This is a genomic window from Bacillus sp. RIT 809 (assembly GCF_016892495.1).
Lineage (GTDB): Bacteria > Bacillota > Bacilli > Bacillales > Bacillaceae_G > Bacillus_A > Bacillus_A cereus_U.
Genome location: NZ_JAFEMR010000001.1, coordinates 88,939 through 109,786, shown reverse-complemented (window position 1 = coordinate 109,786; position 20,848 = coordinate 88,939). Strand labels below are relative to the sequence as shown.

Sequence of the window (20,848 nt, the reverse complement as noted above, 5' to 3'; positions counted from 1 at the left end):
TAGAGGTAGGGATGTTATGAGTAAGTTTACAGTGGCTTCTAATGGTTCGTTAGAAACGACATTAAGAGGAGTAGAAGTATTATCAACACCACTTTTAAATAAAGGGGTAGCTTTCACGCAAGAAGAAAGAGAAGAATTAGGTTTAAAAGGGTTATTACCGCCAGCAGTTTTAACGCTAGATGAACAAGCTCGTAGAGCGTATGAGCAATTTTGTTCTCAGCCGGATGATTTATTAAAGAATGTATACTTAACAGCGTTACATGATCGAAATGAAGTATTATTTTATCGTATTTTAACAGAGCATTTACGTGAAATGTTACCAATCGTATATACACCTACTGTTGGTGTAGCAATTCAAAGATATAGCCATGAATATCGTAAACCACGCGGTGTTTATTTATCAGTTAACGATCCTTCGGGTATTGAAGAAGCGTTCTCAAATATCGGTGCAACAGCTGAAAATATTGACTTAGTCGTTGTAACAGATGGAGAAGGCATATTAGGAATTGGTGACTGGGGTGTTGGTGGTATTAACATTGCGATTGGAAAGCTAGCTGTTTATACGGCCGCAGTTGGAATCGATCCTAGTCGCGTGTTACCTGTAATTTTAGATGTAGGTACAAACCGTGAGGATCTATTAAACAATCCGTTTTATATTGGAAATCGCCATCCACGTGTAACTGGTGAAGATTACGATGAATTTATTGATACATTTGTACAAGCTGTAGGCAATAAGTTCCCGAAAGCACTTTTACATTGGGAGGACTTCAGTTCTCGTAATGCACGAAAAATTTTAGATAAATATCGTCATGATGTATGTACGTTTAATGATGACATTCAAGGTACAGGTGCAGTTTCACTTGCTGCAGTATTATCGGCAGTGAAAGCTTCTGGTGTACCTTTAAATGAACACCGAGTAGTTGTGTTTGGTGCGGGTACAGCTGGAATCGGTATCGCAGATCAAGTGAGAGATGCGCTGGTTCGCGTAGGATTATCAGAGCAAGAAGCACATGAGCGTTTCTGGTGTATTGACCGTAACGGGTTAATTACAGATGATATGGAAGATCTTCTTGATTTCCAAGTTCCATATGCAAGAAAAGAAGCTGAAGTGAAGGATTGGAAACAAAGTGATGCTATCGGACTTGCTGAAGTTGTGAAACATGTAAAACCGACAATTTTAATCGGTACATCAACTGTTGCTGGTGCATTCAAAGAAGAGATTATTAAAGAAATGGCTTCTCATGTAGAAAGACCAATTATTTTACCAATGTCGAATCCAACGCCACTTGCTGAAGCGAAACCAGTAGATTTAATCGAGTGGACAGAAGGAAGAGCGTTAGTTGCAACAGGAAGTCCGTTTGATCCAGTTACATACAATGGTGTAACGTATGTTATCGGGCAATCAAATAACGCACTTATTTTCCCAGGGCTAGGTCTTGGTACAATTGTTGTGCGTGCAAGCGTAATGACAGACGGTATGTTTGCAGCAGCAGCAGAAGCGGTTGCAAGTATGGTAGATACAAGTCAGCCGGGTGCACCTATCTTACCAGAAGTTGAAGAGTTACGTAATATCTCGGAAATGGTTGCAATTGAAGTAGCGAAAGTTGCAGTTGCAGAAGGTGTTGCTAGAGAGAACTTAAGTGATAACGATATCAAAATTGCAGTGAAAGAATCAATATGGAAGCCTGAGTATCGTCAAATAAAAGCGGTAGAAAAGGTTAGAATATAGAAAAAAAGCCCGTTTATTATAATAAGCGGGCTTTCCGTTTACATTTTTGAAAAAATACATAGGAAGTGGCATCTTTGAATTGGAATCAATTATGGAAGAAAGATATATCTCTTTTAATTATTTTAATGATTGTTGTCCCAATTGCTGGAGAGCTAAATTTTCATCCTTTCAACGATACGTTTCGTGTTAGCTTCGGGACACCGCTTTTCTTCTTTTTATTATTATTTTTAAGAAGAGTACCAGCGGCGGTTGCAGGTATTCTTGTTGGTATATCTGTAGTCTTATTCCGTGTATGTCTTGACTGGGTGTTGCAAGGGTCTTTTTATATGACAGAATCATTTTATTTGCGCTATCCTGTGTTCTTTTATTATTTTATTTATGGAAGTCTTTTTTCGCTTTGTAGGGTGAATAAGTTCCATCAGAAGCCAATTATAATTGGCTACCTTGGGATTACAATTGAAATTATTGCAAGTATGTCAGAACTTGCAATTTATCATATGGTAGTACTTGGTACAACGATAACAATTTCTGAAGTGAATAAGCTAATCATTATTGCTATTTTCCGTAGTTTCTTTGCGCTTGGTTTTTTAAATATGATGAATTTGTATGAAACGAAATTAAAAGAATCACAAGTTCGAAAAGAAAATGAAAATATGTTGATGCATCTTTCTAACTTATATGTGGAATCTGTTCATTTGAAAAAAACGTTACAAAATGCGGAGTTAATTACACAAGAAGCGTATCAATTATATCGGAATTTACAAGCGAACGATGATTCAAGTAGTAAAACAGCATTGAAAATAGCGGGAGAAGTGCACGAAATAAAAAAGGATAATCAAAGGATTTTTGCGGGATTATCTAAACTGTTATTAGATAAAAATGTAGCTGAGTATGTAGAAGGACATGAGCTTGCGGAAATGATTGTGAGAATAAATGAGAAGTACGCTGAAATGTTGGAAAAAGAAATACGTTTTTCTAAACATATTGAAGGTGAGCATGCAGAATATCATGTGTATACGGTCTTATCAATTTTTAATAATTTAGTTGCAAATGCGGTTGAAGCAATTGAGGGTAGTGGTGCTATCATTATTAAGTTATATAAACTTGATAAACGTATATTTTTTGAAGTAATTGACGATGGGCCTGGTATTGCGCAAAAATATAAAAAACTAGTATTTAAGCCAGGATTTACTTCAAAGTATGATCAAACGGGAACACCATCAACAGGAATTGGACTTTCTTACATAAACGAAATGGTAACAGAGCTCGGAGGAGAAGTAAGATTGGAAGACCTGGAAACTGGTGAAGGGTGTAAGTTTGTCGTTTGTTTACCGGAGTGTAGTTTAAAGCAGGAAGGGGAATAAAGTTGTTTTATTATATCGTAGATGATGATGAAGTTTTCCGATCCATGCTTTCACAAATCATTGAAGATGGCGATCTTGGGGAAGTAATTGGAGAATCGGAAGACGGAGCTTTTATTGAAGCAGATCAACTAAATTTTAAAAAAGTAGATATTTTATTTATTGATTTATTAATGCCCATGCGAGATGGGATTGAAACAGTTCGCCATATTGCATCCTCTTTTTCAGGGAAAATCATTATGATCTCTCAAGTGGAATCGAAACAGCTTATTGGTGAGGCGTATACACTTGGTGTTGAATATTATATTACAAAACCATTGAATAAAATTGAGGTTATATCTGTTGTACGTAAAGTAATGGAACGTATTCGTTTAGAGCGCTCTATACATGATATTCAAAAATCATTGAATAACGTTTTTAAGTGGGAACAGCCGCAAGTTCGAAATGAGCCAATGCAAGAAGGAAAAAGAATAGCAGATTCAGGACGCTATTTATTATCAGAACTCGGTATTGCGGGAGAGAATGGAAGTAAAGATTTACTTAGTATGCTGGAATATTTATATGGACAAGAAAAAGCACAAACATTTGAATTTGGATTTCCTGCGTTAAAAGATATTTTTCACCATATAACTATAAGGAAATTAGAGAATTTAGCTTCAGATACACATATAGATAAGGAGAGAAAAGCATCTGAACAAAGAGTACGTAGAGCGATTTATCAATCGTTAAATCACTTAGCTTCCCTTGGATTAACAGACTTTTCAAATCCGAAATTTGAAAGCTATGCTCCAAAGTTTTTTGATTTCACTGTAGTTAGAAAACGAATGACAGAAATGACGAAGGATGAAGTGGCAGCTTCTGGGCATATACGTATTAATACGAAGAAATTTATTCAAGTGTTGTATTTTGAGGCGAAACGGTTGATGGAGATAGAGTGAAAAAATACGATATAGGGTATGATTAGTAACAAACCAAATCTTACATAGATTTGGTTTGTTTTATGTCGAAAAGTATTTTTGGAATAAATGAACAATTTGTGAAAAATGCTATTGAATTTGATAATAGGAATAGATTAATATATTTATGAGTTTCCAATAAAATGAAAAGAAAGGAGTTAATAACGGAAACGTTTGTATTTGAAGAAAAGGAAAGGGGATAAGTAGTTGGGAGGAAAATATAAGCAGTTTAAAAGCGTGTTAACAATTTGTATAGTTGCTATTTTATGTTTACAGTTACCAGGTTTTTATGTAAAAGCAAATGGGGAAGAAACAATTAAAGAAGACAGAAAATTTGAAATCAAAAGCATACAAGAGGCTGGTAAGAGTAATAATCCGGACATTTCAGTATCTACATTAGATGATAATGTGAAAGCAGAACAGCTAGCGAAAAAACTCGTTGGCGATGGTGTGGAAATTCGAAATGTGAAATATAAAGGTGCAAATCAAGCAGCTGGAACAGTTCAAGCGAAGCAAAATATTTTTGGGATTGAAGAGGGAGTTATATTAAGTACAGGTAATGTGAAAGGAATTATAGGACCTAATAAGTATAAAAGTTATACACAGATTAATAATCAGCCCGGTGATAGTGATTTAGAGAAAATACTAGGGAATGGAATGAAGACATTTGATGCGAGTGTTTTAGAGTTTGAATTTAAGCCGTTGAAAGAAATAATGAACGTACAGTATGTGCTTGCTTCAGATGAGTATGAGGAATTTTCGAATTATAGTGATGCGCTAGGGGTGTTTATTAACGAGAGAAATATAGCTCTTGCAGATAGCTGGGCCCCAGTGTCAACTTCAACCATTAATAATTGGGTTAATAGAGATCATAACTATATTTCAAATACAAATGGTGCTAGAAATACGGAAATGGATGGAATGACTAAAGTATTAGATGCTAGGTCAAACGTAAAAGCTAACGATTGGAATAAGCTGAAATTAGTAATTGCGGATGGAAAAGATAATGGTGTAGATTCGAATGTGCTTATTAAGCCGTTTGCATTTGAAGATATACCCTCCCCAGTAGAGTATGATGATGTTGCTATGCAGAGGAGAGATGTAGTAGATATAAGTGCAGATAAATCAAAATTTATAGTGGGATTTGTAAGACATGGTAAAGGTAATAAGGAATTGAGTATAGACTGGAAAGTAACTCTTCCTAAAAATGCTACAAGTTCAGCAGAAGTGAAAAATCAAGGGAAGGTAGTTTTTGGGAAAGATGAGTTTGAGAAAACGATAGAAATAGAAGTAAATAAACAAGATCGTGATTTGCAATTTTCTTTTTCGGGAAAGAGAAATGACACAGCAAGTTGGCAACGTACAGTTGGTATATTTATGGATAGAATAATAATGACTCCTGAACGAGTTAAATTGAAATTTGGAGAAGAACAAGTTTATAAAGTTATAGCTAAATATAGAGATGAAACAGAAGAAGATATTACTGATAAAATTAAATTAGAAGCTAATAAACACGAAATTGTAGAAGTTAATTCGGGGAATAAAATAATAGGAAGACAAGCTGGTGTAACAAGTGTAACTGCACAGTATGGAAATATGTTTGGTTGGAGTACTGTAGAGGTTGAAAAAACATTAAAAGATATTGAATTAGAAAGAGATAATTATGTATTAGTGGATAAGGCTAAAGGGCAAATTTTAGTAAGGGGTGTATATGAAGGGGGATTAAAGGAAGAGATAAGAGGGGGATTAAATGTCACTAGTTCAAATGAAAAAGTGGTACGAATACTAGATTTGAGAACGTTTGAAGCAGTTGGTGAAGGCGAGGCAGTTCTTACAGTAGAGTATGGTGGATTTAAGAAAAATATTAATGTAACGGTGAAAAAATCGAATCGTAAATTGACGCAAATGCATTTCTATCCGGCCTACGAAAATCGTAGCCGAGTTATGACAGAAGGAAGTAAAACACAATTAACTCTTTTGGCGCGATATGATGATGGGTATGTAGAAGAGGTTACTAGGGTTGCTGAAATGGTGTCTGCAAATCCAGAAGTTGCTGGAATTGAATTTGAAAATGAAGAGATGTATTTAATTGGAAAAGGAGTGGGAGAAACAGTTATAAAAGTATCGTATAAAGATTTTAAATTTGAAGAGAAAATAAAAGTAGAAAAAAGAGTAGAAGAATTATTAATAAATAAAAATCAAATTAATTTAAAGGAAGGCGTTAAAGAGAAGATTGTTGTAAAAGCAAAATATAATGATGGTGAAAAGGATGTCACAGATCAAACAAACTTTTGGATAAATGATGGAGATATAGCTAGAATTGAGAACAATGGAGAGATTAGAGGACTCAAACAAGGGCAAGCCACCCTTGTAGCAAATTATAAAAATCATGAGGTGCGTGTTCCTATATATATTGAAAATGGCCTGAAAGATATTGAATTTGAGGAGTCAAATATAACGTTGCGTATTAACGGTATGAAAAAGATACAAGTAATAAGCGTTTATGAGGAGAATTATCGTTTCGTTAGTAATAAAGAAGCAACATTTTCTAGCAACAACGACAACGTGAAAGTCGATAAGTTTGGAAATATTGTAGCGCAAAAAGAAGGAGAATCTATTATTACAGTATCTGTAAGAGATATAAAAAAGGAAGTGAAAGTAAAAGTAGAGAATCCGCTCGTTGCATTACAAGTTGGTACGAAGAAAATTGCATTAAAAACGAAAGAAGTATATGAACTAAAAGTTACAGGTTTATATGAAGATGGTTCGCTGAAAGATGTTACGAAAAGTGTGAATTTTAAATCTTCTAATTCATCTGTTGTAGAAGTAGACGCTTCTGGGAAGTTGATAGCTCAAGATAAAAAAGGAACTGCAACTGTTACGATAACGAAAGATAAACAAAGTTTGAATATTCCTGTTGAAGTAACAGAGAAAGAGACTGGTTTATTACTAGAAGTACAAGATGGAAATGGACGCGGAATGGATAGTGTTAATGTTGTGTTAGAAGATTCGAAAGAAAATAAACAAAAGTTAATAACAGGTAGTAATGGTACTTTATCGTTAAAACCACAAGAAGGTGCTTATAAAGTATACGTTTATAAGAAAGGATATAAACCTGTTTCTGTAGACGTAGTTGTAAAGAATGATGAGCGGACGAAGCAGAAAGTCATACTAGAACCTTCACAGTTATTTGATGGGAAGATGAACGTAACACAAATGTCAAAAGAGGAAATAGAGAAGGCAGGTATTGATGTCAATCATCCGGATAATCGCCATGTGTATAAGTTTGAACTGCATTTGAAAATAGATAATGAGGATAAAAAAGTTGATTACATCATTAATAATGTAGGGAAGATTATACAAGGTAATTTAAATGTGTCGATTGGTAGTGGTGCAAGTGAGGTTAATGTGTACCCAGTTGTTATTCAAAATGAGCGTTTCCAAGAAAAAGAAGCTCCTCCTGCAGTTGGATATATGGTAGTTCCAGGAAAAGTAAGTTGGTTGAAAGAGTTCTTTAAAGTGGAAGTGATGATTCAAAGTTTTGCGGATGAGCCATTTGAATTAACAAATACAAATATATCGCTAAAGTTACCAGAAGGATTAAGTTTAGCTCCGATTTCCGAAAAACAAAGTGAAACAATCCATTTAGGAGCGATAGGTGGAAATGAGGTTAAGAAAGCTGAGTGGTATATTCGTGGAGATAAAAAAGGTGAATATCATTTAGGTGCTAATTTCTCATCTACATTATACCCGTTTGATGAGCCACTTTCTGCCGAGTTTAAAACAGCTAAGCCAATTGAAGTGTACGGGGAAGATGGAGTGAAGATGCATATTAAAGTAGATAAAAAAGCATATAAAGGTCTTCCATATGTAGTCAAGGTAGGAATTGAAAATAAATCGCCAAACGTTATTTATGATTTACATGTAGAGTTAAATGAAGCGGACAAGAAAAACTTTGTTTATACACCAGGAACAGAGTTGAAGCGAGTTGTTAATTCTATTCAATCAGGGGAAACGGTATGGCTTGATTATTTATTGTTACCTAAAATCTCAGGAGATTTAAATATGGGAAAATCATTCATTAAAAAGGTTGGAGACGGTATAAACATAGAAACTGTTCTTTCAACAATTGATGAATAATTCGATGCGGTTATCTTTATTTTATTTTGAATGCAAAAGGGGAATACGGGATGAAAAATTGGCTTAAAAAAGTAGCGCAATTGAGTATACTGTTTGTACTATTTATAACAGTGATATTTGATGGTGCAATAGCGTACGCTGCTAACGAGGTAAATAAAAAAACAAATCAGTTTAATAGTGCAGCTGAGAATACAAATGAGCTTGTATTCAAGGATGTACCACCTTCTTATTGGGCATATAAAGATATAAAGAGATTAAAAGAGTTAAAGATTGTATCTGGTAAGGGAGACGGGCTATTTGGTCCAGAAGATCGCTTAACGAGAGAACAATTTTTATCGATGGTCGTGCTACAGCAAGGCTATAAAATTGTAAAAGATCAAGAGACATTTAAAGATGTACCAAGAAGTAAATGGTCAAATCAATACATTGAAACAGCAATAAAAGAAGAGATTATTGATAAGAAAGAGTACGGAGATAACTTTAAGCCAGAGCAAGAAATCTCAAGGGAAGAAATGGCGATTGTGATCGCAAAGGTTTTAAAATTAAAAGAAGTAGATGAAGAAATAAAATTTGGAGATAAAGGTGAATTTACGAAAAATCCTAAATTGATAGCTGCATTAGTAAATGCAAAAATCATTTCAGGATATCCAGACGGAACGTTCAAACCGAAACAAACATTAACAAGATCGGAGTCGGCAGCAGTCATCGTTAAATTACTCGATTATGGATATGTATTTGATGATGTACCACCTTCCTACTGGGCGTATAAAGATATAAAAAGATTAAAAGAGTTGAAGATTGTATCTGGTAAAGGGAACGGGATTTTTGGTCCAGAAGATCGTTTAACGAGAGAACAGTTTTTAGCAATGATTGTGCTACAACAAGGCTATAAGGTTGTAAAAGACCAAGAGACGTTTAAAGATGTACCGAAAAGTAAGTGGTCAAATCAGTACGTCGAAACAGCGATAAAAGAAGGGATTATTGTAAAGAAAGAATATGGAGATAGCTTCAAACCAGAGCAAGAAATCCCAAGGGAAGAAATGGCGATTGTTATCGCGAAAGTGTTGAAGTTAAAAGAAGTAGATGAGGAAATAAAATTTGGAGATAAAGGTGAATTTACGAAAAATCCTAAATTGATAGCTGCATTAGTAAATGCAAGAATCATTTCGGGATATCCAGATGGAACGTTTAAACCGAAACAAACATTAACGAGGGCGGAATCGACAGCAGTCGTTAGTAAAGTTATTGATTTCAAGAAAGATGAGCCGACTACTGGGGATGGAGATACTGGTGGTGGTACGGGTAATGGAGGAGACAGTGAAAAAGCAAGTATCGTATACAAAAAGAACGTATATGAAGTGAAAGAACAATATAAAAACGACATAGTACAAACTCAAACAGATACTTTCACGTTCAAAAAGGAAGCAGCAAAATTAAAAGAGTTGAAAAATGATAACATTTTAATTTTGCCACCAATCCCAAATAATCCACTTGGGGTTGTTATTAAAATCATCTCTATAACGGATGGGAGTAATGGGGAGAAGGTTGTAAAAGCGGTGCAACCAGAGGCTAAAGAAGTAATTGAAAAAATAGATGTGAAGGAAAAAGTGTCAGTTACAAGAGACAATGCAGAGATTGTTTATTTAGCAGAAGGTGTAACATTGAAAAATAATCAATCTAAATTTTTAAATTCTATTGAGCGAAAAATCAATGAGGAGCAGAGAAGCAAGCAACCTTTATTGATTGCACCATATCAATTGCTGAAATCGCCAAGTGGTGAATATGATGTAGATAAAAAAGAATTTGCAATGGGATTTGATGTAAGTATTAAAGGTGAGGATCTTCAAGCTGAAGATGCTGAAGATGTGAAGAAAGAAGAAGGAAATAAAGGTGATTTGACTTTCGCTATAAAAGGTGAAATGAAAGTTAAAAATGTAGATTTTGATGTGGAATATAAAAACGCAACTAATTTAGATGATTTGAAATTTATTATTAAAAGTGACATTGAGCGGAATTTAAAGTTATCCGTAGATTATTCTAAATGTCTCGGTAATAAAAAGGCATGTGGAAACGAAAGTTTAGAAGATAAGTCTATTGATGAATGGAGAGAGATTATTAAAAAAAGAGGTATTTCTCTTAAGACATTCAAAAAATCTATGTTCGTTTTTCACGTGCAAAATCCGACTACTCCATATTTAGGATTGATGGTTGAAGGTTCGATAGTAGTAAAAGCAGACCTGTCATTAGGTGTAGAGATAGATGTTACACAGGTTGACTCATACCGAGCGGGTATTGAAAATGGTGGGATTGTAGATGAACATAAGAAGCTGGGACCTAACGTAAGCTATACTGGTGAAGCGAAGTTTAATGGGAAAGCTGGAGTCGAAGTAGAAGGTGGTTTGACACTTGCTAATTTAGTATTAATAGGGGCGAATTTTGAAGCTGGACTGAAATTAGATGCTGAGGCGAGGGCGTTTGCCGGAATAAAAGAAGTTGATTCAAATATATGGAAGGCTGATGGAGAGATTTGTGCAAGAGGTTCTCTTGATTACTATGTGCAAGCAGGCTTAAAGGCAAGTTTAATTCATTTTGATAGTATTTCTATTGAAAAGACATTATTAAATTTAGATGGGAATATAGGTAAATTAAAAAGTTGTGAAAAAGTAGATTTACAATCAGCACAAGATTATTTATTACTAGAAGAAGGAGAAGAGACAAATTTAAAATTAGTAAAAAGAGTTCTTGATGAAGAAGAGTTAAAAATGAAGGTAGCGGATTTATCTAAAAAGGAAGAAATACGAGTATCAAGTAAAAATACTGGTGTAGTAGAAGCAAAAAGAAAAGATGCAAATAATTTTTCAGTTCAGGTGAAACAAAACGTAAAAGAGGACCAAAAAGTAAATCTGTTATTTGAGTTAGTAGAGGGTGAAAAAGTACTGGCTGAAATAGAAGTTCCAGTTTATATCGTGAAGCCAACAAAGTTACAAGTAGATCCTGAAAAAACATTTGTAATGAAAAAGCAAAAAGAACAATTGCAAGTACGTTTGGCAATACCTGTGCCGGTAGAAGTAATGAAACAATACGAAACATTAGGATTACCGATTGAACCGTATCGCTATAAAAAAGTAACTCAACCGAACCTACTTACTTTCAAAAGTTCAAAAGATTTCGTTACCGTGAATGAACTTGGAGAAGTGACAGTAAAGGATGATGCAAAAATAGGAGATACGACTGATATTAATATCGCCTATAAAGGATTAACAGGTAAGGTGAGTGCTCAAGTTTCGGGAAGTGAAGAAGATAAGCAAGCACTATCAGGTTTATCTTTACCAAGTGCTCAGCAATTAATATTGGATGCGGAGCAGCACGCAAATAATATTTTACAAGCGGCAGTAAAATCGCCGGAAGAAGAAAAGTTTGAAGACTTACAAAAACAAATGAAAAAGTTTTATGAGCCGAAATTTACAGGGAAGCAGTTTGAAAAAGCTTATAAGTATAATAGACAGTGGATATTAAATCCGTATTATTTATATCCTGTAACGAATGTTTATAATACAGAGGCAATGAAAACATTCTCAAGAGTAAGTGAAACACCAACAACGTTAAGTGTGAAAGTAAGTGTACCAGTTCAAGGTGAGCAAGGCGAATCATTTACGTATACGTATGATTTAGTGAAAAAAGATGGATCTTGGTATTTAGATGACATCAATTAATTAAAAGACAAGCCCCTTTCGTGATATAGAGAAAGGGGCTTGTTTTTGTTTTTTGTATGTACGACTTTACTTACCGGAGTATACATGTACAATATTTATAGAGTGAAATGAGTGACGTGAGGGGTTGAACCATTGAGTTTCCATATAAATAAATCGATTATTAAAGAAGTATGCGGAGAGACCTCATATAAAAGAGGAGAAGCGTATTATAAAGCAAATAAAGTAATCGTGAATCATTATGATGAAAATAAAGAAATTTGCGAGGCGACGGTAAAAGGGAACGAAGATTTTCATGTTACAGTAGAAAAAGCTAAAAAAGGTGATGTGGTTGCGAAATGTAGTTGTCCGTCATTAGCGTCTTTTCAAACGTACTGCCAACATGTTGCCGCTGTACTTATACAAATAAATTATAATCAACAAACGGGTGGAATATTGCCCATTAATAGCGGAAGCGAACAATTAACAAGCGGGATGTTTCAATTGTTTGCAGAACAACCACTGAGGCCAAAAAGTAAACAACACCGTTTTGATACACGTGAAATACTTGATATTGAGTTTAATTGTACACCAGTAGTTACGAAAAATGGTGGGGCACTTCTTGGGGTTCAGTTGAAGATCGCCAAAACGTATTTCGTAAATCATATTAGAGAATTTCTTTCTAAAGTGGAGAAAAGAGAGGCTTTTAATTGTTCCAATGAATTTACATACACACCAGATGTACATAGCTTCAAGCAAGAAACGGATGCGATTATTCAGCAACTTATTAAAATGTATCATAACGAAAAAATGTATGAGGATACACTAGAAGTACACGCAAAACAAGATGATAGCATGATTTTAATACCGCCAGCTTCGTGGATGGATATGCTTTCTTTACTTTCTAAAACTGAGTGTGTGAGACTTAATCAAGATGGACAATCTTTTCACGGTTTACAAATTTCAAAAGGACTACTGCCTTTACATTTTGAGTTTAATAAAGGGAGTAACGGTGGGTTTACACTTTATATTGACGGCTTACAACAAGTAGAAGTAATGGATACGTATAGTTATGCTCTATTTGGAGGGAAACTGCATCAGTTGAATGCTGAGGATTGTAAGCGGCTTATCGAATTACAAAAAATGATGAATCGTTCTAGTAGTAACCAGTTGTATATTCCAGCAGATAAGATGGAACACTTTGTAGCAAAAGTTGTACCAGGATTAATGAAGCTTGGTACTGTGCGAATTGATGAAGTAATATCAAATCGTGTTGAAACGCCTTCGCTAAAAGCAAAATTATATTTAGATCGAGTGAAAAATCGTTTGTTAGCAGGTCTCGAATTTCATTATGGAAACGTCGTGATTAATCCGTTAGAAGAGGATGGGCAGCCATCTGTTTTTAATCGTGATGAGAAAAAGGAAAAAGAGATTTTAGACATTATGAGTGAAAGTGCCTTTGCAAAGACAGAAGGCGGTTATTTTATGCATAATGAAGAAGCTGAGTATAACTTTTTATATTACGTTGTTCCAACGTTAAAAGGTTTAGTTGATATTTATGCGACGACAGCAATCAAATTACGAATTCATAAAGGAGATACAGCTCCTCTTATAAGAGTTAGAAGGAAAGAGAGAATTGATTGGTTATCATTCCGCTTTGATATAAAGGGTATTCCGGAGGCAGAAATTAAAGGGGTATTAGTCGCTCTTGAGGAGAAACGAAAATATTATCGTTTAGCAAGTGGTGCTCTACTATCACTTGAGAGTAAAGAGTTTAATGATATTAATCAGTTTATAAAAGAATCTAGTATTCGAAAAGAATTTGTAAAGGGCGAAGAAATAGATGTCCCTCTTATTCGTAGTGTGAAATGGATGAATTCACTGCAAGAAGGAAACGTATTAAGTTTAGATGAGTCTGTTCAAGAATTGGTAGAGAACATTCAAAACCCTAAAAAGCTGAAGTTTGCGGTGCCAAGTGGCTTAGATGCGATAATGAGAGAGTATCAAACATACGGATTCCAGTGGATGAAAACACTTGCCTATTATCGTTTTGGTGGCATTTTAGCTGATGATATGGGACTTGGGAAAACGTTGCAAAGTATTGCTTTTATAGACTCTGTTTTGCCGGAAATTCGAGAGAAGAAACTGCCTATATTAGTTGTTTCTCCGTCTTCCCTTGTTTACAACTGGCTTAGCGAGTTAAAAAAATTCGCTCCACATATTAGAGCAGTTATTGCCGATGGAAATCAAGCAGAGCGCCGAAAAATTTTAAAAGATGTAACGAAATTTGATGTTGTCATTACGTCATATCCTTTACTACGAAGAGATATAAGATTATATGCAAGGCCATTTCATACGTTATTTCTTGATGAAGCACAAGCGTTTAAGAATCATACGACGCAAACTGCGAAGGCAGTAAAAACGATTCAAGCAGAGTACCGTTTTGGATTAACGGGAACACCTGTAGAGAATTCATTAGAAGAGCTATGGTCTATCTTCCACGTTGTCTTCCCAGAATTATTACCGGGAAGAAAAGAGTTCGGTGATTTAAGACGTGAAGATATTGCGAAGCGCGTAAAGCCTTTCGTGTTAAGAAGGTTAAAGGGTGATGTATTACACGAACTCCCAGAAAAAATAGAGCACTTACAATCATCAGAACTTTTACCGGACCAAAAAAGGCTCTATGCCGCTTATTTAGCAAAGTTAAGAGAAGAAACGTTAAAACATTTGGATAAAGATACGTTACGTAAAAATAAAATTCGGGTTTTAGCTGGTTTAACGAGACTACGGCAAATTTGTTGTCATCCAGCTTTGTTTGTTGATGACTATAAAGGTAGTTCAGCTAAATTTGATCAGCTGCTAGAAATTTTGGAGGAATGCAGAAGTACAGGGAAGAGAATTCTTATATTTTCTCAATTTACGAAGATGCTTTCAATAATCGGGCGAGAATTAAACCGTCAAGCAGTTCCATACTTTTATTTAGATGGGAGTACACCAGCGCAAGAACGTGTAGAGCTATGCAATCGTTTTAACGAAGGAGAAGGGGATTTATTTCTTATCTCGTTAAAAGCTGGTGGTACCGGTTTGAATTTAACAGGTGCAGATACGGTAATATTGTATGATTTATGGTGGAATCCAGCTGTTGAACAACAAGCAGCGGATAGAGCGTATCGAATGGGACAAAAAAATACAGTGCAAGTGATTAAGTTAGTAGCACATGGAACAATTGAAGAAAAAATGCACGAGTTACAAGAGAGTAAGAAAAATTTAATTGCTGAAATTATTGAGCCGGGGGAAGAAAAACTGTCTTCAATAACGGAGGAAGAAATTCGAGATATCCTTATGATTTAATATGGAAAAAAGCTATGCTTTCAAATTTATGAGAGCATAGCTTTTTTGTTGTAATAATTATATTTTGTTTTGAACAAAGTAAAGAAATAAAGCGAAATTTATTTTACTTCTTTGTACCTTTACTTTTGTATGGTTTTGCAGCTTTCTTTTTCGCACTTGATTGCCAACGGTTCCATCCTTTACTTCCTGTACCTTGTCCTACACCTTTTTTCGGTTTTGCTTTCGTTTTACTCATATGATCACTCCGTTATATAAAAAATCTTATTTGATAATAGCCAATGTTTTAGAAAAATACTATCGATAAATGACTATGCTTGCTTTAAATAAAAACAAACTGCTTGAATGCTATAGTATATCATGAAATTGCGAGTAAACTGAAAGGAATTATAAAGAAAATGAAAATAATAAGAAATACTGCGGATTCTATATTTCGAACAATCACACTAGTTGTTGTATATATGTTAGTTTCAATTAGTGAAATGTTTTTTGGATTGAAGAGACAAAGGAAATAAAAATGTTATATTAAGAACAATCGGTAAAGGCATAAAATAAAGAATTGAAAAATATTTTAAAACTTTTTGTTGACTTTATCGATTTTTTGTATAGAATAATCATTAATAAAATGTTTCAGAGATGTGACAATAAAACGACTATGAAAGGACGAGTAGTAGTAGGATGTAGTTTAAGCGAGTCAGGGACGGTGTGAGCCTGATACGAAGCCTATTATGAAGAACCTCCTGGAGTCGCTAACCGAAATCCTTTATAGGAAAGTAGACTTAGCCGGGAACTTCGCCGTTACAAGAAGAACAGTATCGAGATTTTTTAATCTCCGTACTGTATAAGTGAGCAACCTCTGTTGCTAATTTGGGTGGTACCGCGGAACCAAAGTCTTTCGTCCCAGTTTTTTGGGGAAGAAGGGCTTTTTTTGTTGGCTTCTTTCCACAACATCCAAACATTTTAGGAGGAAACCACCATGTATCAATCATTAATGACAGTAAGAGAGACTCAAATCGCAATTAAGGAAGTTAAAACATTTTTCGAGGATCAATTAGCAAAACGCCTTGAACTATTCCGCGTATCTGCACCATTATTCGTAACGAAAAAATCAGGATTAAACGATCACTTAAACGGTGTAGAACGTCCAATTGAGTTTGATATGTTACATTCAGGAGAAGAATTAGAAATTGTGCATTCACTAGCGAAGTGGAAAAGATTCGCATTACATGAATACGGATATGAAGCTGGTGAAGGTTTATATACAAACATGAACGCGATTCGTCGTGATGAAGAACTTGATGCAACACATTCCATTTATGTTGACCAATGGGATTGGGAAAAAATCGTTCAAAAAGAATGGCGTACTGTCGATTACTTACAAAAAACAGTACAAACAATTTATGGAATATTCAAAGAATTAGAAGATCACTTATTTGAAAAATATCCGTTCCTTGGAAAGTATTTACCAGAAGAAATTGTTTTCATTACTTCTCAAGAACTGGAAGATAAATATCCAGAATTAACACCGAAAGATCGTGAACATGCAATTGCGAAAGAACACGGTGCAGTCTTTATTATTGGAATTGGTGATGCACTCCGTTCAGGTGAAAAGCACGATGGACGCGCATCCGATTATGATGATTGGAAATTAAACGGTGACATTTTATTCTGGCACCCAGTACTACAAGCTTCATTCGAATTATCATCAATGGGAATTCGTGTTGATAGTAAAGCACTTGATGAGCAATTAACGAAAACTGGTGAAGACTTCAAACGTGAGTATGATTTCCATAAAGGTATTTTAGAAGACGTACTACCATTAACAATTGGTGGTGGTATCGGCCAATCAAGAATGTGTATGTACTTCTTACGTAAAGCACATATCGGTGAAGTTCAATCTTCTGTATGGCCTGACGATTTACGTGAAGCTTGCAAAAAAGAAAACATTCATTTGTTTTAATATAAGTGAGAGGGAGAGTAGCTGTGGAATAAGAGCTACTCTCCCTTTTTTACTTTGACGTGAAAAAAGTTATTTTGAATGAATATAGATCGTTTTTTCAAGGGAAAGAGCGAAAGAGTATATGTAATAAGAAATAAGAAGAGTCATTTATATTTCCTAGGAAAGGGTATAAAGAATAATTTAATTGTTTTATAATGATCTTCGGATATCGATAACAAGATAAAAAGCTGTCTGCATAGATTTTTAAAATTCTATGTGGACAGCTTTCTATTTATATAGGAAGGAAATAGATTAATATAATTTGTTGTAAGTTTTACTGGCGGAAATTAAATCATTTGCACTAAAGGCTCAATTTTCGCCATAAATGATTGATGGAGTGCTTCAACGCCATCTACTAAGTGAATACGGTCAATGACAACTGATACTTTAATTTCAGATGTACTTACCATTTTAATATGAATACCGCCTTCTTTTAAAGTAGTGAACATATTCGCAGCAACTCCCGGGTTAGATACCATACCAGATCCTACAATTGATACTTTCGCTAAATGATTTTCATGTTCTACAGATTCATAGTGAAGTGCCTCTTGATTTTGTTCTAACACTTCTAATGTTTCTCTTAAATCATTAGAATGAATCGAGAAGGAGAGGTGAACAGTTCCTTCATTTGTAATACTTTGAATAATAATATCTACATTAATATGTGCCGCTGCTAATGTAGAGAAAACTGTTGAAAGTGCACCTTGTTCTAATCCTTTAATTGTGACGCGTGTAATATTATCCTCAAATGCGATACCTTTAACGATTGATTGTTGTTCCATGTTACATTCTCCCCTTACAATTGTTCCGTTTTCTTGTTCCATGCTTGATCTTACTTCTAAAACGACATTATGATTTTTAGCAAATTCAACAGCGCGTGGGTGTAATACGCCAGCACCGAGATTTGCAAGCTCTAACATTTCGTCATAAGAAATTTCATCTAATTTATAAGCATCTTGTACAACTCGTGGATCAGTCGTATATACGCCTGACACATCCGTATAAATATCACATTTTTTTGCTTTTAGTGCCGCAGCTAATGCGACAGCAGTCGTATCGGAGCCACCGCGGCCAAGTGTGGTAATTTCATGTTCTTCACTTACTCCTTGGAAACCAGCTACTATAACAATCGTGCCATCAGCAAGATAGGATTGAATACGACCAGTATTAATGTCAGTAATCCGTGCACTACTATGTACAGATTCTGTCGTAATACCAGCCTGCCATCCTGTTAATGAAATTGCGTTATAACCTTTTGTTTGTAGTGCCATTGTTAATAATGAAATGGTTACTTGTTCTCCTGTAGATAGGAGCATATCCATTTCACGTTTACTTGGATTTTCAGTAATAGCGTTAGCAAGTGCTACAAGTTTATCCGTACTTTTTCCCATTGCTGAAACGACAGAGACAATACTATATCCTCGTTCATATTCTTCAATAATTAAATTTGCTACATGTTGAATGCGTTCGACGCTTCCGACAGAAGTACCGCCAAATTTTTGTACAATCGTTTCCATTACGAATTCCTTCTTTCGTCCATTTTTAAGAATAGGTTAGGACATATACAAATCCCAATATTCCTGTAGTTACCAGAGAGAAAAACAAAAAACACCATCTCAAATAAGTGAGGATGGTGCTGTTACAGGAAAAGGGAAACAGAAAACGGAGCTAATAAAAAAAACCGCCAAAAAAGGAATATCATAAAAATGATATCTCTTTTTTGTAGATAGCTCTTCATACGTACACGTCTGTACATATGACAGTTCTGTTTCTATTCGAAAACAGCCCCAATTGATAAATGCAGAGAAATTTATCAATTTCGGCAACACTTCCTTTCCTCTAAGATCATAGACATCTCTGTGTCTCCTTTAGAATACTTATAAGCGTTGCAACCTCTATCTCACGTTTTAGGCGAGAGTGTATGATTTATGAAGTTGTTGGTAACATTTGTTTTATAATAATTTAAATTTTTCAGGGAATCAAGTGTTTTTTGTATTTTTTTGAAATTCTATCTTTTTATTAAATTAGTTTGTGAAAAACGTAGCAAAATAAATTCGTTGCATGTACATTAAAAATATAGCGCATGGGAGGTGGAAGGATGGGCAAGAAAAAGCCTATTTATGTAGCAACAGAAATGAACACAAAAATGAAGAAATTATGGGAATATACGCAAGAGCCGGACCTGCATACAAAGTGGGATGCCCGTTTTACGGAAATCTCGTATTTGGAGAAAAAAGAGGGGGAGCCGCAGAAGTTTTTATATAAAACGAAGATTGGTTTCGGGCTTGAAATAGCCGGAGAAGGGGAATCGATAGGTGAAATAAGAAAAGAAACTGGAGAGCGCATTTCCTCTTTGAAATTTTGGACAGACAATAAGCTATCACTTATACAAATAGGACGAGGCTATTGGAAGTATACCCCGAATGGAGAACATATTCATTTTGAAACGCAATATGATTATGATACAAGGTTTGGTCGTATAGGGAATGTGATAGATTCATATATTTTTCGTCCGCTATTAGGTTGGGCAACTGCATGGAGTTTTGATGCTTTAAAATTATGGTTAGAAAAGGGACTTCATCCTAAGTTGCTAATTAGAAGAACGATGACGTATTGGCTCGTTTGCTGTTTAGTTGCTTTCGTATGGTTATATCAAGGGATTGTACCGAAATTGATTTTTACTCATTCAGAAGAAGTAAAGATGCTTTCTGCGCTAATCGGATCGAATGATAGTAGTATTTTTATACTTAAAATAGTTGGATTTTTAGAAATAATATGGGGTGTTATGTGGCTATTGCCATTTCAAAAACGAAAGTTGTTTATATTGCATATTGTTATGTTAATAGGCTTAACTATAGTGGCAGGAGTTACGAATATCACAAGTTTTACAGAGCCGTTTAATCCGATTACATTAAATTTTCTTCTAATAGGGTTATCGATTGTCGGTTATATGAATAGCACTAATTTGCCGAGTGCAAAAAATTGTAAGAGGACGAGAAAGGGATAAGTATATGGTTAATATTTATGAAAGATTATTAGGGGATTCTTATAAAAGGCTTCATCCAAAATTGCAGGAACGATATGCGATAACAAAGGGAAATAGCTTTATTGGGGAAGGGGAAATGGATGAAATTTATGGAGGATCTTTTTTCGTTAAATTAATATTAAAAATTACATCGAAGTTCCGTATGTTTTTCTCTGAGCGAGGGCAAAAAGTTCCGTTTGTGATACATAATACCGCTGAGCGAGATGGACAGGGGAAAGAATTTGTACGGTGGAATCGTACTTTTTATTTTCATAATAAGAAAAGATATTTTAACGCTGTTATGAAGTTGGATGAAGAGAATAATGAAATTGTAGATTATTTTGGCGAACCGCATATACTCGTTTCTACGTTAAATTTTTATATTGATGAAAAAGGCGGGATGCATATTTCTTCAAAGAAACAATGGTTTTTTATGTTTGGAAGAAAAATACCGTTACCTAGATTTTTATACGGAGAGGCAAAAATTGTAGAAAGTTATGATGAAACACTACAATGTTTTCGAATTCATGTACAAGTACGAAATCCGTTAATTGGTTCGTTATTTTCATATAAGGGAACATTTGTGGAAAGGGAATAAACG

General features: G+C 34.8%; 11 protein-coding genes, 1 pseudogene, 1 riboswitch and 1 other annotated feature. Of the genes and pseudogenes, 10 read left to right on the top strand and 2 right to left on the bottom strand.

The features are described 5' to 3' along the window. Positions 1-16: 16 nt before the first annotated feature. The 6 genes from malS (at position 17) to JTF23_RS00450 (ending at position 15,226) form a co-directional block, all read left to right on the top strand. Positions 17-1,729 (top strand): oxaloacetate-decarboxylating malate dehydrogenase, encoded by a 1,713-nt coding sequence (malS, locus tag JTF23_RS00475; RefSeq protein ID WP_078173226.1) that lies wholly within the window; start codon positions 17-19, stop codon positions 1,727-1,729. 65 nt (positions 1,730-1,794) lie between these two features. Then, on the top strand, positions 1,795-3,093 hold the full coding sequence (locus tag JTF23_RS00470; protein WP_080025017.1) for a sensor histidine kinase: 1,299 nt from the start codon (positions 1,795-1,797) through the stop codon (positions 3,091-3,093). A gap of 2 nt (positions 3,094-3,095) precedes the next feature. Beyond that, entirely contained in the window at positions 3,096-4,028 is a 933-nt protein-coding gene (locus tag JTF23_RS00465; protein WP_204207862.1) for a response regulator, read from the top strand. Positions 4,029-4,253: 225 nt separating this feature from the next. After that, positions 4,254-8,186: a choice-of-anchor L domain-containing protein gene (locus JTF23_RS00460; protein ID WP_204207861.1), complete on the top strand. Its 3,933-nt coding sequence runs from the start codon at positions 4,254-4,256 to the stop codon at positions 8,184-8,186. A 50-nt stretch (positions 8,187-8,236) separates the two neighbouring features. Beyond that, entirely contained in the window at positions 8,237-11,899 is a 3,663-nt protein-coding gene (locus JTF23_RS00455; RefSeq protein WP_204207860.1) for an S-layer homology domain-containing protein, read from the top strand. Positions 11,900-12,031: 132 nt separating this feature from the next. After that, the gene (locus JTF23_RS00450; protein ID WP_204207859.1) at positions 12,032-15,226 is read left to right on the top strand and encodes a DEAD/DEAH box helicase; all 3,195 of its coding nucleotides are present in this window, start codon (positions 12,032-12,034) and stop codon (positions 15,224-15,226) included. 103 nt (positions 15,227-15,329) lie between these two features. On the opposite strand, the gene JTF23_RS00445 is transcribed toward JTF23_RS00450, so the two are convergent. Beyond that, the gene (locus tag JTF23_RS00445; RefSeq protein WP_000047589.1) at positions 15,330-15,461 is read right to left on the bottom strand and encodes a DUF3934 family protein; all 132 of its coding nucleotides are present in this window, start codon (positions 15,459-15,461) and stop codon (positions 15,330-15,332) included. Positions 15,462-15,869: 408 nt separating this feature from the next. Next, positions 15,870-16,129, top strand: a binding site (T-box leader). Positions 16,130-16,199: 70 nt separating this feature from the next. On the opposite strand from JTF23_RS00445, the gene asnA reads away from it, so the two are divergent. Continuing rightward, on the top strand, positions 16,200-17,183 hold the full coding sequence (gene asnA, locus JTF23_RS00440) for an aspartate--ammonia ligase (protein WP_016104478.1): 984 nt from the start codon (positions 16,200-16,202) through the stop codon (positions 17,181-17,183). A 47-nt stretch (positions 17,184-17,230) separates the two neighbouring features. Continuing rightward, positions 17,231-17,320, top strand: a pseudogene (locus JTF23_RS00435) (helix-turn-helix domain-containing protein); the annotation flags it as partial. Positions 17,321-17,509: 189 nt separating this feature from the next. Here JTF23_RS00435 and JTF23_RS00430 read toward each other — a convergent pair. Then, a complete protein-coding gene (locus JTF23_RS00430; protein ID WP_204207858.1) occupies positions 17,510-18,739 on the bottom strand; it encodes an aspartate kinase in 1,230 nt (409 codons plus the stop codon). A 202-nt stretch (positions 18,740-18,941) separates the two neighbouring features. Next, positions 18,942-19,128: riboswitch (Lysine riboswitch) on the bottom strand. A 192-nt stretch (positions 19,129-19,320) separates the two neighbouring features. Between JTF23_RS00430 and JTF23_RS00425 the strand changes: the two genes are divergently transcribed. Further along, on the top strand, positions 19,321-20,229 hold the full coding sequence (locus JTF23_RS00425; RefSeq protein ID WP_204207857.1) for a DoxX-like family protein: 909 nt from the start codon (positions 19,321-19,323) through the stop codon (positions 20,227-20,229). Between the two features lie 4 nt (positions 20,230-20,233). After that, positions 20,234-20,845 (top strand): DUF4166 domain-containing protein, encoded by a 612-nt coding sequence (locus JTF23_RS00420; protein ID WP_078173120.1) that lies wholly within the window; start codon positions 20,234-20,236, stop codon positions 20,843-20,845. Positions 20,846-20,848 lie beyond the last annotated feature (3 nt).

Coding starts and splice junctions, on each gene's coding strand:
- malS (WP_078173226.1), top strand. CDS start 17: ATGAGTAAGTTTACAGTGGCTTCTAATGGTTCGTTAGAAACGACATTA.
- JTF23_RS00455 (WP_204207860.1), top strand. CDS start 8,237: ATGAAAAATTGGCTTAAAAAAGTAGCGCAATTGAGTATACTGTTTGTA.
- JTF23_RS00445 (WP_000047589.1), bottom strand. CDS start 15,461: ATGAGTAAAACGAAAGCAAAACCGAAAAAAGGTGTAGGACAAGGTACA.
- asnA (WP_016104478.1), top strand. CDS start 16,200: ATGTATCAATCATTAATGACAGTAAGAGAGACTCAAATCGCAATTAAG.
- JTF23_RS00430 (WP_204207858.1), bottom strand. CDS start 18,739: ATGGAAACGATTGTACAAAAATTTGGCGGTACTTCTGTCGGAAGCGTC.
- JTF23_RS00425 (WP_204207857.1), top strand. CDS start 19,321: ATGGGCAAGAAAAAGCCTATTTATGTAGCAACAGAAATGAACACAAAA.
- JTF23_RS00420 (WP_078173120.1), top strand. CDS start 20,234: ATGGTTAATATTTATGAAAGATTATTAGGGGATTCTTATAAAAGGCTT.